The organism is Haliea sp. E1-2-M8 (assembly GCF_030649675.1).
Lineage (GTDB): Bacteria > Pseudomonadota > Gammaproteobacteria > Pseudomonadales > Halieaceae > Haliea.
Map to the genome: position 1 here is coordinate 106,701 of NZ_JAUTDR010000006.1, position 14,520 is coordinate 121,220.

Sequence of the window (14,520 nt, forward strand, 5' to 3'; positions counted from 1 at the left end):
GTCACGGAATATGTAACGCCAACGTCTCCTTCACCTGCTCCATCACCACATAGCTGGTCGACTCCTGCACTCCCGGCAGGGTCAGCAGGGTTTCCCCCAGGAAGGCGCGGTAGGCGTTCATGTCTGCCACCCGGGCCTTGATCAGGTAGTCGAAGTTGCCGGACACCAGGTAGCACTCCTGCACTTCGGGCAGTTCAAAGGCGCTCTGCTTGAATTCCTCGAAGATGTCCTGGGAGGTGCGGCTCAGACGGATCTGGACGAAGACCACCAGCCCGGCGTCGAGAAAATCCGGGTTGAGAATGGCCTGGTAACCACGAATTACTCCCTCCCGCTCCAGGCGCTTGATGCGCTCCTTGCAGGGCGTGGTGCTCAAGCCCACCTGCCGCGCCAGTTCGGCGTAGCTGCTGCGCGCGTCCTGTTGCAGCAGACGCAGCAGACGGCGGTCGGTACGGTTGAGGGTGTGCAGTTTGCGCTCCATGGGAAGCCACCATTCGTTTGGTTATAGCGCGTTGTTCCGGCTGCATACTACGGTTCTAGCCTGGTTGATTCCACTTATTATTGAAGGAAAATAAGTTGAAACAGCTGATTGCGGCGCGTAAATACAGAGGAAAAATCAGGGTTTCCGGGCTAGGATTTGCGGTAATACTCACCGCGCTCAGAGGGCACAGTCATGTTGATCGGCGTTCCGAAGGAAATCAAAAATCACGAATACCGTATTGGTCTTACCCCCGCCGGGGTGCGCGAGCTGGTGGAAGACGGCCACCAGGTGCTGGTGCAGCAGGACGGCGGCGAGCCCATCGGTTTCGAGGACGCCGAGTATCTGGACGCGGGTGCGGAGATTGTCGCCAGCCCGCAGGACATCTTCGCCCGGGCGGATATGATCATCAAGGTCAAGGAGCCCCAGCCTGCGGAGTGCAAGCTGCTGCGCCCGGGGCAGATCCTGTTCACCTACCTGCACCTGGCGCCAGACCCGGAACAGGCCAAGGCCCTGCTGGCCTCCGGCGCCACCTGCATTGCCTACGAAACCGTCACCTCAGCGGGCCACGGCCTGCCGCTGCTGGCGCCGATGAGCGAAGTGGCCGGGCGCATGGCGATCCAGGCCGGCGCCCACAACCTGGAGAAGGCCCAGGGTGGCAACGGTGTCTTGCTGGGTGGCGTGCCCGGCGTGGAGCCGGCCAAAGTGCTGGTGATAGGCGGCGGCGTGGTCGGCATCAACGCCGCCCGCATGGCCATGGGCATGGGCGCGGATGTGACCCTGCTGGACCGGGATCTCGGCCGTCTCAAGGAGCTGGACATGATCTTCGGCGGTCGCCTGAAAACCGTCTACTCGACCAAGGAAGCGGTGGAGCGCTATGCGCTGGAGGCGGACCTGGTGGTCGGCGCGGTGCTGATCCCCGGGGCTTCGGCACCGAAGCTGATTTCCCGCGAGCTGGTGGGGCGCATGAAGAAGGGCGCGGTGATGGTGGATGTCGCCATCGACCAAGGCGGCTGCTTCGAGACCAGCAAGGCCACCACCCACCAGGAACCGACCTACGTGGTCGACGGGGTGGTGCACTACTGCGTCGCCAACATGCCCGGCGGCGTGGCGCGCACGTCTACCATCGCTCTCACCAATGCCACCTTGCCCTATGCGGTGAAGCTGGCCAGGGCGGGCGTCAGTGCCGCGCTGGAAGATGACCAGTATCTGCGCAATGGCCTCAATGTGCACGCCGGCATGGTCACGCATCCGGCGGTGGCGGAGGCGCTGGGCCATGAGTACGTGGAGCCGATGGCGGCGCTGGCGCGCAAGCCGCTGGAGCGGTGCGCCTGATTGCTGGGGGTGGGTTGATCGCCCGCGGAGCGGGCTCCCACAGTGTACTTTCCGGTAGGAGCGCGGTCTCCGCGCGATGGTTTCGCCCGCGGAGCGGGCTCCCACAGTGCTTCCCGGTAGGAGCGCGGTCTCCGCGCGATGGTTTCGCCCGCAGAGCGGGCTCCCACAAGATTATAAGAGCGGGCTCCCACAAGATTATTATTTTGCGAGGCGGTAGCGCGGCCCCAAGTGTTCAGCAGCCGTACTTGGCTTTTGCCTCCCGCCGCCGGGCGTGCAGCACCGGCTCGGTGTAGCCGCTGGGCTGTTCGCGGCCTTTCAGTACCAGGTCCAGTGCTGCCTGGAAAGCCACGCTGTCGCTGAAGTTTGGCGCCATGTTGCGGTAGGCCGGGTCGCCGGCATTCTGCTGGTCCACCACCGCCGCCATCCGCTGCAGAGTTTCCAGCACCTGCGTTTCGCTGCACACGCCGTGATGCAGCCAGTTGGCGATGTGCTGGCTGGAGATGCGCAGGGTGGCGCGGTCTTCCATCAGGCCGACGTCGTTGATGTCCGGCACCTTGGAGCAGCCCACGCCCTGCTCGACCCAGCGCACCACGTAGCCGAGGATGCCCTGGGCGTTGTTGTCCAGTTCGCGCTGGATGTCCCCGGCGCTCAGGCCCGTGGCACCTTTTAGGGGAATATCAAGGATGTCGTCCAGCGACGCCCGCGGCCGCGATTTCAATTCGTCCTGCCGCGCCGCCACGCTGATCTCGTGGTAGTGGGTCGCGTGCAGCGTGGCCGCGGTGGGTGAGGGTACCCAGGCGGTGCTGGCGCCCGCGCGCGGGTGGCCGCTCTTGGCAGCGAGCATATCCGCCATCAGGTCCGGCATCGCCCACATGCCCTTGCCGATCTGGGCCCGGCCCTGCAGACCGCAGGCCAGGCCGATATCGACGTTCCAGTCTTCGTAGGCGTTGATCCAGGGTTCCTGCTTCATGGCGCCCTTGGGGGTCATGGCGCCGGCTTCCATGCTGGTGTGGATCTCGTCGCCGGTGCGGTCCAGGAAGCCGGTGTTGATGAACACGACCCGCTCCCGGGCGCGCTCAATGCAGGCCTTGAGGTTGACCGTGGTGCGCCGTTCCTCGTCCATGATGCCCAGCTTGATGGTGTTGCGGTCCAGCCCCAGGGCGTCCTCGATGCGGTCGAACAGCTCGCAGGTAAAGCTCACTTCCTCCGGGCCGTGCATTTTCGGCTTCACGATGTAAACGCTGCCGCAGCGCGAGTTGTGCAGTGGTCCGGTGCCGCGCAGGTCGTGCAGCGCGATCATGCTGGTGAACATGCCGTCCATGATGCCTTCCGGAATCTCGTTACCCTCAGAGTCGACAATGGCGTCGTTGCTCATCAGGTGGCCGACGTTGCGCACGAACATCAGGCTGCGCCCTGGCAGCACCAGTTCGCCGCCGTCGCTGCCAGTGAACACCCGGTCCGGGTTCAGGCGCCGGGTGAGGGTGTCGCTGCCCTTGCGGAAGGAGTCCTCAAGGTCGCCGCGCATCAGCCCCAGCCAGTTGCGATAGACCACTACCTTGTCGGCGGCGTCCACCGCAGCGATGGAGTCCTCGCAGTCCTGGATCGTGGTCAGGGCCGCCTCCAGCACCACGTCCTTGACCCCGGCGGCGTCGGTGGCGCCGATGTCGCTGGTGGGGTCGATCTGGATCTCGACATGCAGGCCATTGTGGCGCAGGAGAACACTGGTGGGGGCGTGGGGTTCGCCGAGGTAGCCGCGGAACTGCTCCGGCTCCGCCAGGGCGCTAATCTGGCCCCCCTCCAGCACCACCTGCAGTTTGCCGTTGACCACGGTGTAGGACTGCGCCTGGCTGTGGTCGCCGCTGGAGAGCGGGCAGTGGCGGTTGAGGAAGTCCCGGGCCCAGGCGATTACCTTGGCGCCGCGCACGGGGTTGTAGCCGCCGGCGCGCTCGGCGCCGCCGGCCTCGGGGATCACATCGGTGCCGTAGAGCGCATCGTAGAGGCTGCCCCAGCGCGAGTTCGCGGCATTGAGCGCGTAGCGGGCGTTCATCACCGGTACTACCAGCTGGGGGCCGGCGAGGGTGGCTATTTCCTCATCCACGTTTTCGGTGCTGATGCTGAAATCGGCCGGCTCCGGCAAGAGGTAGTCGATCTCCTGCAAGAAAGCCTTGTAGGCGTCGCGGTCGTAGCCCGGGCCGGGGCTGGCGCGGTGCCAGGCGTCTATCTGTGCCTGGATGGCGTCGCGCTTCGCCAGCAGTTCGCGATTGCGCGGGGCGAGGTCGTGCACGATGGCATCCAGGCCAGCCCAGAATTGTGCCGCCGACACGCCGGTGCCCGGGGCGATCTTTTTTTCCAGCAGGGTGTGCAATTCGGCGGCGATCTGCAGGCCACCTTCGGTGATGCGCTCGGTCATGGTCGATCCTCGGGCCAAAACAGGTAGTCTAGGCGCTCATATCCAGATTTAGCCAATTTATCGTTTCTATCGCGGCCATTCTTAAGCTAAATGCCATCCAATCACGGTAGGGGCGGCTGGTTATCCAGTTCCCGCGCAGTATCTGCGATCAGCTTGCGCAGCCAGCGGTTGGCGGGGTTGTGCTGCAGCAGCGGGCTCCAGGCCATTTTCAGCTGCAGGGGCGGGATCGCCAGGGGCGGCTCCCGCAGCACCACCCGCGGGTTGTTGCGCTTGAGCAGGGCCGCCCGGGTGGGCAGGGTGACGATCAGGTCGTTCTGTTCCGCCAGGGTCATCGCCGCCTGGTAGTGGCGGGTGAATACGCGGATCTGGCGCTTCTTGCCGATCTTGGCGAGCGCCGCGTCCACCCAGCCCAGGCGCTGGACGTCGTCCGGGTCCACGCCGACGCCGATACCCATGCCGGTCTTGCTCACCCAGATATGCTTGGCTTGCAGGTAGTTTTCCAGGGTGAAATCCTCCAGCACCGGGTTCTCCGGGCTCAGCAGGCAGGAGAAGCTGTCGTTCCAGAGGTGGATCTGGTGGAAGGATTGGGGCATGGAGTCGAAGCGGTTGATCACCATGTCCACCTTGCCGCGCTCGACGTCCAGAAAGCTGACATCGGAGGGGGTCATGATGTCCAGGGTCAGGCCCGGGGCCAACACGCGCAGCTTGCCCAACACCGCCGGCAGCAGGGTGGACTCGGCGTAGTCGCTGGCCATGATGCGGAACACCCGCGACGCCAGTTCGGGCTCGAAGGCGGTGCGCGGCTGCACGGCGTGCTCGATATTCATCAGCACGTCCCGCACCAGCGGTTCCAACTCCAGGGCGCGCTCGGTGGGGGTCATGCCGTCAGAGGTGCGTACCAGCAGGGGGTCGTCGAACAGGGTCCGCAGCCGGCGCAGGCCGTTGCTCATGGCGGGCTGGGACAAATTCAGTTGCTGCGCAGCCTGGGTGACGTTGCGTTCCCGCAGCAGGGCGTCGAGGTAGACCAGCAGGTTGAGGTCGATACGGTTCAGTTGCACGGGCAAAGCCTATTCACTGGGTAAATGGCGAGGATGAAGGTAATAGATTGGGCAAATTATACGCGGGTGGCTAAGATTGTGAAGTCAAGCATGACGCCCCGTGGCCCCTGCCAGATTATGGGGCTTGTGGAGCTTGTGGGGATGGTGGGGATGGTGGGGATTGTAGGAGCTCGCTCTGCGAGCGATCGCCCACAGAGTGGGCTCCTACAAGAAGGGGTCCCACAGGCTGGTCTCCCACGGCCGTTATATTGTTCCGCAGCCGTTATAATGTGCCGACGCAATCAGCAGCTGAATTAAAAGGAAACTCCCGGCTATGACCACCTATCGCGCCCCAATCGAAGACATGACCTTCCTGATCGAGGACCTGCTGGATGTGGGCGGTACCCTGGGCGCGCTGCCTGCCTTCGCCGAGCTGGGCCTGGGCCCGGAACTCACCTCCGCGCTGCTGGACGAGGGCGCCAAACTGGCTGGCGGAGTCCTCGCGCCCCTGCGCCGGGTCGGGGACCAGCAGCCCGCGACCTGTGCCGACGGCGCCGTTACCCTCACCCCAGGCTATGGCGATGCCCTGCAGCAACTGGGCGCGGGCGGCTGGATGGGTATTTCGTCAGACCCGGAATACGGCGGCCAGGGCCTGCCGGAACTCTACGCCACTGCCGCCTGCGAGATGTGGAACAGCGCCAACCTGGCCTTTGGTCTCGCGCCCATGCTCAGCAGCGGGGCCGCGCTCGCCATCCACGCTCACGGCACCGGGGAGCAAAAGCAGCTATACCTGCCGAAGATGCATTCGGGGGAATGGGCCGGCACCATGAACCTGACCGAGTCCGGCGCCGGCTCCGACCTCGGAGTCATGAAAACCCGCGCCGTTCCCGAGGGCGACCACTACCGCATTCATGGCCAGAAGATCTACATCACCTGGGGGGATCACGACGCCACCGATAACATCATCCACCTGGTGCTGGCCAAGCTGCCGGATGCGCCCGAGGGCAGCCGCGGCATCTCCCTGTTCCTGGTGCCGAAGTTCCTGGTCAATGCCGATGGCAGCCTGGGTGAGCGCAATGACGTCTACCCGGTGTCGACCGAACACAAGCTCGGCATCCACGGCAGCCCCACCTGCGTGATGGCCTTCGGCGACGGCGACGGCGCCATCGGCTACCTGGTCGGGGAGGAGAACCGCGGCCTCGCCTGCATGTTCACCATGATGAACGAGGCTCGATTGAAGGTGGGCGTACAGGGCCTGGGCGCCGCCGAGGGGGCCTACCAGAAAGCCGTGGCCTACGCCCGCGAACGGGTCCAGGGCGGCGTCGCCATCATCGAGCACCCGGATGTGCGGCGCATGCTGTTGACCATGAAGTCCCTGATCGAGGCCATGCGCGCTTTTGTCTATACCGAGGCGGTTACCATGGATCTGGCCCACCGCGGGCCGGAGGACGACCGCGCGCGGAACCAGTTCCGCATCGACCTGATGATTCCGGTGATCAAGGGCTGGCTGACGGAGGTAGGTCAGGAGCTGACTTCCCTGGGGGTGCAGGTTCACGGCGGCATGGGCTACATCGAGGAGACCGGCGCGGCGCAGTATCTGCGGGATGTGCGCATCACTTCGATTTACGAGGGCACCAACGGCATCCAGGCGGCGGACCTGGTCAGCCGCAAGCTGGGCCGGGATCAGGGCGGGGCCATGCACGATGCGCTGGCACAGGTGGCCAATGCCGTCGCAGCGCTGAAGCAGCATGAGGCGGGTGATCTGCAGCAGATCGGTGCCGCACTGGAGCGGGCCCTGGCAGATACAGAGGAGGCTACCGGACAGGTGCTGGAAGCGCTGGCGGCAGATCCCGCCGTGGCCCTTGGCGGTTCTTTTGATTACCTGATGCAGTGCGGCTACCTGTTCGGTGGCTGGCACCTGGCGCGCTCGGCGCTGCTGGCCAGTGACCGTCTGGCGGCGGGCGAGGACAACGACTTCTATCAGCGCAAGATCGCTACCGCGCGCTTCTACGCCGAACAGATCCTGCCGCGCTGCGCCGCCCACGGGGGCGCTATCGCAACCGCCGCGGGCGCCCTGAACAGCTACCCGGTCGACTGGCTGTAGGAGCGCACTCTGTGCGCGATACCATCGCCCGCGGAGCGGGCTCCCACCACCCTGTACGCCCCAGATCGCCGTGGGAGCGCGGTCTCCGCGCGATTTATCGCCCGCGGAGCGGGCTCCCACACGTTCGCGGAGCGGGCTTCCACACGCCCGCGGAGCGGGCTCCTACCCGCAAAACCTCTTGGGAGACCGGTGATGACGGAAATTTCCACACCCGATCTGACCGATGCCGCGGCGGACGTCGCGGTCATCGAATTGCAGTTCCGCAATTTCGGCGCCCACCCCCGATTCGCCGGGCGCCTGGTCACCATCAAATGTCATGAGGACAATTCGCTGGTCAAGCAGTGCGTGAGCGAGCCCGGCGAAGGCAGGGTGATTGTGGTCGACGGCGGTGGTTCCCTGCGCCGTGCCCTGTTGGGCGACATGCTGGCGGAGGAGGCCGCGCGCAATGGCTGGGCCGGGCTGGTGATCAACGGCGCGGTGCGGGATGTGGATGAGATTGCCGCGACCGCCCTGGGCGTCAAGGCCCTGGGCGCGACACCGCTGAAGACCGACAAGCGCGGTGAAGGCCAGCGCGACATCGTGTTGCAGATCGGTGGTGCCCGGGTTACCCCGGGGGATTACCTCTACGCCGATAACAATGGGGTGATTGTCAGTACCCGCGCGCTGCTGTAATCAGTCCAGCAGGCGCAGGGACAGGTCCAGCGCCTTGCAGTCCTTGGTCAGAGCCCCGATCGAGATATAGTCCACACCGGTTTCTGCGACGTCCCGCAAGTTGTCGCTGGTGATGTTTCCGGAGGCTTCCAGTTCCAGCCGTCCGGCGACCAGCGCCACCGCCTGGCGCATGTCCTGCAGGCTGAAGTTGTCCAGCATTACCCGGTCGGCGCCGGCGGACACCGCCAGCTGCAGTTCCTCCAGGGTTTCCACCTCGACTTCAACCGGTTTGCCCGGCGCCCGGGCCCTCGCCTGGCTGACCGCGGCGGCAATCCCGCCACAGGCGCTGATGTGATTTTCCTTGATCAGGAAGGCGTCATACAGACCCATGCGGTGATTGTGGCAGCCACCACAGCGCACCGCATATTTCTGCGCCTTGCGCAGGCCGGGGATGGTCTTGCGCGTATCCAGCAGACGCACGCCGGTGCCCGCCACCATGGCGGCGTAGTGGCCGCAGCGGGTCGCGGTGCCGGACAGCAGTTGCAGGAAATTTAGGGCCGCGCGCTCGGCGGTGAGCAGGGAGCGGGCGGGGCCGTGGGCGGTGAACAGGGTGCTGTCGGCCTGGATCTGGGCTCCGTCCTCGGCGCACCAGTCCAGCGTTACGCCCGGGTCCACCTGCTGAAAAACCGCGTCCACCCAGGCGCGGCCGCAGAGGATGCCGTCCTCGCGAGTGATCACCCGGGCGCTGGCGCGGGCAGCTGCCGGAATCAGGGCGGCGGTGATGTCGCCAGTGCCGATATCCTCCGCCAGCGCGGCGCGCACATTGTCCTGGATATCGGTGTCGGTGAGCGCGGGCATGGCAAAGAATGTCCTGATGGTTGTGGTCAGTGTGCGGAGTGAGGATTGTAGCAGCAGTCACCGCCCGCGTTGAGCCCCCGGCGGTGCTCGTCTATGATGGCCCGAAAACGGCGGGCAGGGCATGCACTACACACCGGACTACACACTGGATAAAGGCTGGGTACAACAGGCGCGGCGCGTGGCGTCGCCCAACTTCGGGCCGCGGCCCGCGGGCGCCGTACCGGCGCTGATCGTGATCCACAATATCTCCCTGCCGCCGGGCTGTTTTGGTGGCGACGAGGTAGAACGGCTGTTCTGCAACTGCCTGGACTGGAGCGCCCACCCCTATTTCGAGGAGATCCGGGGCCTGCAGGTGTCGGCGCACTTCCTGCTGCGGCGCTGCGGCGAACTGGTGCAGTTCGTGGCGGTGGATGATCGCGCCTGGCATGCGGGCCTGTCCTGCTGGCGGGGGCGTGACAACTGCAATGATTTCAGTATCGGCATTGAGCTGGAGGGCAGCGACGAGTTGCCTTACGCGGATGCACAGTACCGGACCCTGGCGGCGCTGACCCGGGCCCTGTTCGCACACTACCCCGCACTCGGCCCGGAACACCTGGTGGGGCATGCGGACATCGCCCCGGGTCGCAAGAGTGACCCCGGCCCAGCATTTGACTGGCGGCGCTATCGCGCCAGCCTGGCAGCCGCAGGAGAGCACGCATGAATTTTCTGGCATTTGTTATAGCCCTGGCCCTGCGCCAGTTATGGGGCGCCGAAGTCTGGCTGCACCGGGACCACTGGTGGCAGGACTGGCGGCAGCGCGCCATTGGTCTCGGTTTGCTGCCCTGGGTGCAGATGGTGCTGACCGTTGGCCTGCCACTGCTGCTGGCGCTGCTGGTGCTGGACCTGCTGCGGCCGGTGCTGTTCGGCCTGCCCTGGATCGTGGCCGCCGCACTGGTGCTGTTGTACGCCTTCGGCCGCGGTGACTTTCATGCCCGCATCGCCCGCTACCGTGATTTTTGCGAGCGGGACAACAGCGAGGGGGCCTGGCTTTATTTGCGTGAGGAGCTGCACGCGGGCGACCCGCAGGAGGTCGACCCCGGCCTGGAGCCCGAGCAACTGCACGACCAACTGCAGGCCAGCCTCTACTATGACGACTTCCAGCGCTGGTTCGCGGTGGTGTTCTGGTTTGTGCTGCTGGGGCCGGTAGCGGCCCTGGGCTATCGCCTGCTGCAACTGTACCGCGAAGCGGAGGGGGGCGAGGGGCCGGCGGTGATAGTACTGTTCCTGCTGGACTGGGTGCCCCTGCGCCTGCTGCTGGTCACCTTTACTCTGGCGGGGGATTTTGTCCGCAGCCGCGATGAACTGGTCGCGGCGCTGGTCGATCCCTGGGCCGATAGCCAGGGCCTGTTGCTGGCGGTGGGCAGTGCGGCGGCCGGTGCTGGCCCCGAGACTTCTGCCTCCCGCCAGGCGGCGGCGGAAGTGACTGCGCTGGCCGGCCTGATGACCCGCAGCGGCGTGGTCTGGGTGGTGCTGATCGCGGTGCTGGCGATCTTCGCGTAGGCGATGCCGCTGCCTTGCCTCAGCGCGGGCTGACGTCAAATCCGACCAAAACAGGCAAGCAGGGAATAGCCCTGCTAGACTTCGCTAATCGTAGGGTTGCCCTTAGCAGCACAGGTGTGCCTATGCCGGAATATTCCCGCACGGACGCGACGCTGCCCTCGGTGTTTGCCAGGCTGGCGGTAAACCAGGCTCGCACCGCCCGGGTAGTGACCATTGTCTTTCATCCCGATCCCCGGCGTATCGGCGAGCGCTGGCTGGTTCCGGAGCGAAGTAGCCGGGCTTTGGTGCTGGGGCGTCAGCAGCCCCTGTTCAGTCCCGCCGCCGAGGGCGACGCCCGGCCGCTGGACGATCCCCATGTCAGCCGCCAGGCTCTGTCTCTCGCTTTCAATGCCGCCGGTGTGACCATTGCGCCACTGCCCTCTGCCTGCCGCTGTCGGGTTGACGGCAGCTGGGTCAGCGCGGCGCAAACTCTGGACCACGCCGCTCTGCGCAGGGGCATTGCCCTGCAACTGGCGCACAGCGTGGTGCTGTTGTTGCGCGAGCAAACGATGCCCCCGGCAAGTGCGCCGGAGACCAGTGCTGGCGCCGCCCTGTGTGGCAGCAGTTTCTACATGCAATCCCTGCGACAGCAGATTGCCCGGGTAGCGGACAGCGGCCTGGATGTGCTCATTCGCGGCGAAACCGGCAGCGGCAAGGAGCTGGTGGCACGTGCCCTGCACGCCCACAGCGAGCGTCGGTCGGGGCCACTGGTGGCGGTGAATATGGCGGCGATTCCCCCCGGTGTTGCACCCGCGGCCCTGTTTGGCAGCGTCCGGGGCGCTTTCACGGGTGCTGATCGGAATACTCGCGGCTACTTCCAGCAGGCCGATGGCGGCAGCCTGTTCCTGGATGAGGTTGGCGATACGTCTGACGATGTCCAGCCACAGCTGCTGCGAGCCCTGCAGGAGCGGGAGGTGCAGCCGGTGGGCGGCAAGTTGGAAAAGGTCGACGTGCGGGTCATTTCCGCCACCGATGCCGCCCTGGACGGGCAGGACAGCAACTTCCGCAGTGCCCTGCGTCATCGCCTCGGCAGTGCCGAGGTGCAGGTGGCGCCGCTGCGTACACACCCGGAGGATATCGGCGAACTGCTTTGCCACTTCCTGAACCAGGCCTGTGCCGAGACTGGCCGGCCACCGCCGCTGGCGGAGCCGGGCGCGGATGAATTGCGGGTTGCCCAGTGGGCAGAGTTGTTCCACCTCTGCCTGCGCCATGAGTGGCCGGGCAATGTCCGCGAGCTGGCCAATTGCGCCCGCCAGGTCCTGCTCGACAGCGACGCCGGAATCCAGCCGCCGGCTCTGTTGTTGCAACAGTCGGCCGCAGCGGTGGCGGAGGAGTACCCGCATACCGACCAGCCGGCTCCGGTGGAGCTCGGTGATGCTGCCCTGCGCGCGCTGCTGGAGCAGGAGGGCTACCAGGTTGCCGCGGCGGCACGGCGCGCCGGGATAAGTCGCCAGGCTCTGTACCGGCGTCTGCCCGAGCTCGGCCTGCGGTTGGCGGCGCAGGTACCCGAGGCAGAGTTGCAGCGGGCGCTGGCCGACAGCGGCGGCGATATCCGGGCCGCGGCCATGCTGCTGCGGGTGTCCACGGTCGCCCTGCGCGGCCGCCTGCGCAACCGGCCCCGCGACCCGGATGCTGGCGGCGGGGCGTGAGTATCGAGGACCGGATTGGTCCCTACCGGATTCTCCGGCTGATCCGCCGCGGCGAGCAGGGTTCGATTTTTCTCGGCTTCGATGACCGCCTCGACCGGCGCGTGGTGGCCAAGCTCTACAGCCTGCCCGCGGATCCGGCCCGCAGCAAGCGGGTGTTGCAGGAGGCGCAGCTGGTGGCGGGGCTGGACAGCCCGCGAGTGGTCGGGATCTACGACGTGATTGTCGGCGAGACGCACCTGGCCATGATCATGGAGTATGTGCCGGGTTGTGACCTGGAGGAGCTGCTGGGCTGTTGTGACCTTTCGCTCGCCAGCATTCTACTGGTGGCGAGCGATGTCGCGGCGGCGATCGCGCTGGCGCGGCAGCAGCGTATCGTTCACGGCGATCTCAAGCCGAGCAACGTGCTGGTGACCACCGAGGGCCGGGTCAAACTCACGGATTTTGGTATCGCCCAGGCTCAGGGCAGTGCCCACAGTCGCCGCGGCAGTCCGTCCAGTGTTTCGCCGGAACAGCTGCGGGGCAGGCCGCTGGACGTGCGCTCGGACCTGTTTGCGCTCGGCTGCCTGTTGTATCGCCTGCTCGCCGGGCAGCATCCTTATCTGAAGGACGGGGCTATCGATGCAGCAGCCCTGCTGGGGGGCGCGCCGCCGCTACCGCCGACCCTGGCGGACGGGACCCCGGTGCCAGATGCTCTGTCGGAGCTGGTGTGCGAGTTGCTGGCTGCGGATCCCGAACGGCGGCCACAGAATACCCACGAGGTGCGCCAGCGCCTGCACGAAATCGCTTCGGGGCTGCCGCGTACGCTGCATTTTCCGCTGGCAGAGGAGGCCCGGCCGGCCTTTCGGGAGGAAACCGCGGACGAGTTGCCGCTGCAGATCCCCGGCAGCCTGCGCCACCAGGGCCGCTCCCGCATGCCCCTGCGCCCCGGCCAGTGGTCCCTGTTCGGCATCGGCCGCGACTGGCGCCGGCGACAGTGGCTGGCAGCTGCGGTTGTGGCCCTGGTCGCACTGGCGTGGCTGCTGGTCGGGCTCTGGCCCGCAAGCTATCGCGTGCACGTGCCGCTGCCGGAGGTCGTCATTGAGGTGGGAGCTGTCTTGCCCGAGGGGCGCGATACTCACTGGCTGCTGGACCAGGTCAGAGACCACGCCCTGCGGATTGAACCGGGCCTGGTGTTCAGCGGCGAGCTGCCGCCGTTTCGCTCCCGCTCGCTGGATCGCAGCCTGGCCACCCTGCGACAAGCGCCACCACCAGAGCAGCTGCGGGTGGCTCTGCACTGCCAGCAGGCGTGGTGCATACTCGGGCTTGAGCGGGAACGCGCGACCTGGCGTCGCTATCGCCAGGCGCTATTGCTGGTCGACGCACCCGCGGCCCACTGGCAACAGTTGATCGGCCTGACTGTGGCCGAGCTGTTTGCCGCGGACGGCTGAGGGCAGGGTTCAGGCGGGGCGGGTCCCTGCGCGCAATGCTTTCACCGCCGCCAGCAACGCGGCGTTGCGCGGCGCCTCTATGCCATGCTCCCGGCCCTGTGCCAGGAGATGCCCTGTCAGGTAGTCGATTTCAGTTTCGCGGCCCGCCAGCACATCCTGCAGCATCGAGGAGCGGTTATTGGCAGTGGCACTGATGACCGCCATGACCTGTGTCTGCAGGTCGCTAACCGCTTGTTCCTGGCCGGCAGCGATGCCGATTGCGCGGATTTCAGCACACAACTCCCCGACCAGTGCCGCCAGTTCCGCCCGCTGCGCGAGCTCGCCATTCGGGCACCCGTGCAGGGCGGTGAGGGGGTTGATGGCGCAGTTGATGGCCAGCTTGCGCCAGAGCACGGTGTCAATGTCGCGGCTCCAGCCACATTGGATGGGCAGCGCCAGCCAGGCGTCGAACCAGCCCGGTGCCGTCTCCCGGCCCGGCTGGCCAACCAGCGTGCTGCCGCGACCGGCGTGGCAGATGGCGCGGCGACCCTCCCGGAACACCCCCTCGGTGGTGCTGCCGCTGAAACAGTCCAGCTGTGGCCATCGCGCCCGTACCTGTTGCTGGTACCCCAGGCCATTGGCGAGCAGCAGCACCACCGCGTCCGGCGCCAGGCGGTGGGCGACGCCGGCGATGGCAGGGATAATGTCCTGGGCCTTGGTGCACACCAGCAGGTGGCTGATCGGGCTGGCGTCGGCGCTGGCGGAGGCTTCAAACTGATAGCTGTGCAGCCGTTCCCCGCGGCGCAGGGTTATGCAGGTAGTACCTTCAGCCAGATCGGGGTCGCTATCACGCAGCAGCAGAGTACAGCGCGTGCCCGCCTCCTGCAGCAGGCTGGCGAAGAGTCCGCCGATGGCGCCGACGCCGAGGATGTGCCAACGCTGCACCGGGGTCTCAGCGCCGGACAGGGATTGCAAAGCGGCGCGGGCAGATTACCATGGGGCTCCAGCAAGTAGCGG

12 protein-coding genes are annotated in these 14,520 nt (G+C 66.3%); 7 read left to right on the forward strand and 5 right to left on the reverse strand.

The features are described from left to right. Position 1: 1 nt before the first annotated feature. Positions 2-478 (reverse strand): Lrp/AsnC ligand binding domain-containing protein, encoded by a 477-nt coding sequence (locus tag Q6D67_RS06845; protein ID WP_304704839.1) that lies wholly within the window; start codon positions 476-478, stop codon positions 2-4. Between the two features lie 192 nt (positions 479-670). Here Q6D67_RS06845 and ald point away from each other — a divergent pair, with 192 nt between their 5' ends. Then, positions 671-1,810, forward strand: coding sequence for an alanine dehydrogenase (ald, locus tag Q6D67_RS06850; protein ID WP_304704840.1), 1,140 nt, complete (start codon positions 671-673; stop codon positions 1,808-1,810). A gap of 232 nt (positions 1,811-2,042) precedes the next feature. On the opposite strand, the gene Q6D67_RS06855 is transcribed toward ald, so the two are convergent. Continuing rightward, on the reverse strand, positions 2,043-4,220 hold the full coding sequence (locus Q6D67_RS06855) for a malate synthase G (protein ID WP_304704841.1): 2,178 nt from the start codon (positions 4,218-4,220) through the stop codon (positions 2,043-2,045). Between the two features lie 101 nt (positions 4,221-4,321). Then, complete coding sequence (locus tag Q6D67_RS06860) at positions 4,322-5,278, reverse strand: LysR family transcriptional regulator (protein ID WP_304704842.1); 957 nt, start codon at positions 5,276-5,278, stop codon at positions 4,322-4,324. Between the two features lie 313 nt (positions 5,279-5,591). Here Q6D67_RS06860 and Q6D67_RS06865 point away from each other — a divergent pair, with 313 nt between their 5' ends. Continuing rightward, positions 5,592-7,361 carry an acyl-CoA dehydrogenase gene (locus Q6D67_RS06865; RefSeq protein ID WP_304704843.1) on the forward strand — a complete coding sequence of 590 codons (1,770 nt, stop codon included), beginning with the start codon at positions 5,592-5,594 and terminating at the stop codon, positions 7,359-7,361. 192 nt (positions 7,362-7,553) lie between these two features. After that, on the forward strand, positions 7,554-8,033 hold the full coding sequence (gene rraA / locus Q6D67_RS06870) for a ribonuclease E activity regulator RraA (RefSeq protein WP_304704844.1): 480 nt from the start codon (positions 7,554-7,556) through the stop codon (positions 8,031-8,033). Here rraA and nadC read toward each other — a convergent pair whose 3' ends face one another. Then, positions 8,034-8,870 carry a carboxylating nicotinate-nucleotide diphosphorylase gene (nadC, locus tag Q6D67_RS06875; RefSeq protein ID WP_304704845.1) on the reverse strand — a complete coding sequence of 279 codons (837 nt, stop codon included), beginning with the start codon at positions 8,868-8,870 and terminating at the stop codon, positions 8,034-8,036. Between the two features lie 121 nt (positions 8,871-8,991). Between nadC and ampD the strand changes: the two genes are divergently transcribed. The 4 genes from ampD (at position 8,992) to Q6D67_RS06895 (ending at position 13,524) form a co-directional block, all read left to right on the forward strand. Continuing rightward, positions 8,992-9,570, forward strand: coding sequence for a 1,6-anhydro-N-acetylmuramyl-L-alanine amidase AmpD (gene ampD, locus Q6D67_RS06880; RefSeq protein WP_304704846.1), 579 nt, complete (start codon positions 8,992-8,994; stop codon positions 9,568-9,570). Continuing rightward, the gene (gene ampE / locus Q6D67_RS06885; protein ID WP_304704847.1) at positions 9,567-10,409 is read left to right on the forward strand and encodes a regulatory signaling modulator protein AmpE; all 843 of its coding nucleotides are present in this window, start codon (positions 9,567-9,569) and stop codon (positions 10,407-10,409) included. Before ampD ends, ampE begins: the two co-directional genes overlap by 4 nt. Before the next feature lie 122 nt (positions 10,410-10,531). Beyond that, complete coding sequence (locus Q6D67_RS06890; protein ID WP_304704848.1) at positions 10,532-12,097, forward strand: sigma 54-interacting transcriptional regulator; 1,566 nt, start codon at positions 10,532-10,534, stop codon at positions 12,095-12,097. Further along, positions 12,094-13,524, forward strand: coding sequence for a serine/threonine-protein kinase (locus Q6D67_RS06895; RefSeq protein WP_304704849.1), 1,431 nt, complete (start codon positions 12,094-12,096; stop codon positions 13,522-13,524). The genes Q6D67_RS06890 and Q6D67_RS06895 overlap by 4 nt, the downstream gene beginning before the upstream one ends. A gap of 9 nt (positions 13,525-13,533) precedes the next feature. Here the strand turns inward: Q6D67_RS06895 and Q6D67_RS06900 are convergent, their stop codons facing one another. Beyond that, positions 13,534-14,448, reverse strand: a complete 915-nt coding sequence (locus tag Q6D67_RS06900) for a 2-dehydropantoate 2-reductase (RefSeq protein ID WP_304704850.1) — start codon at positions 14,446-14,448, stop codon at positions 13,534-13,536. Between the last annotated feature and the right edge of the window lie 72 nt (positions 14,449-14,520).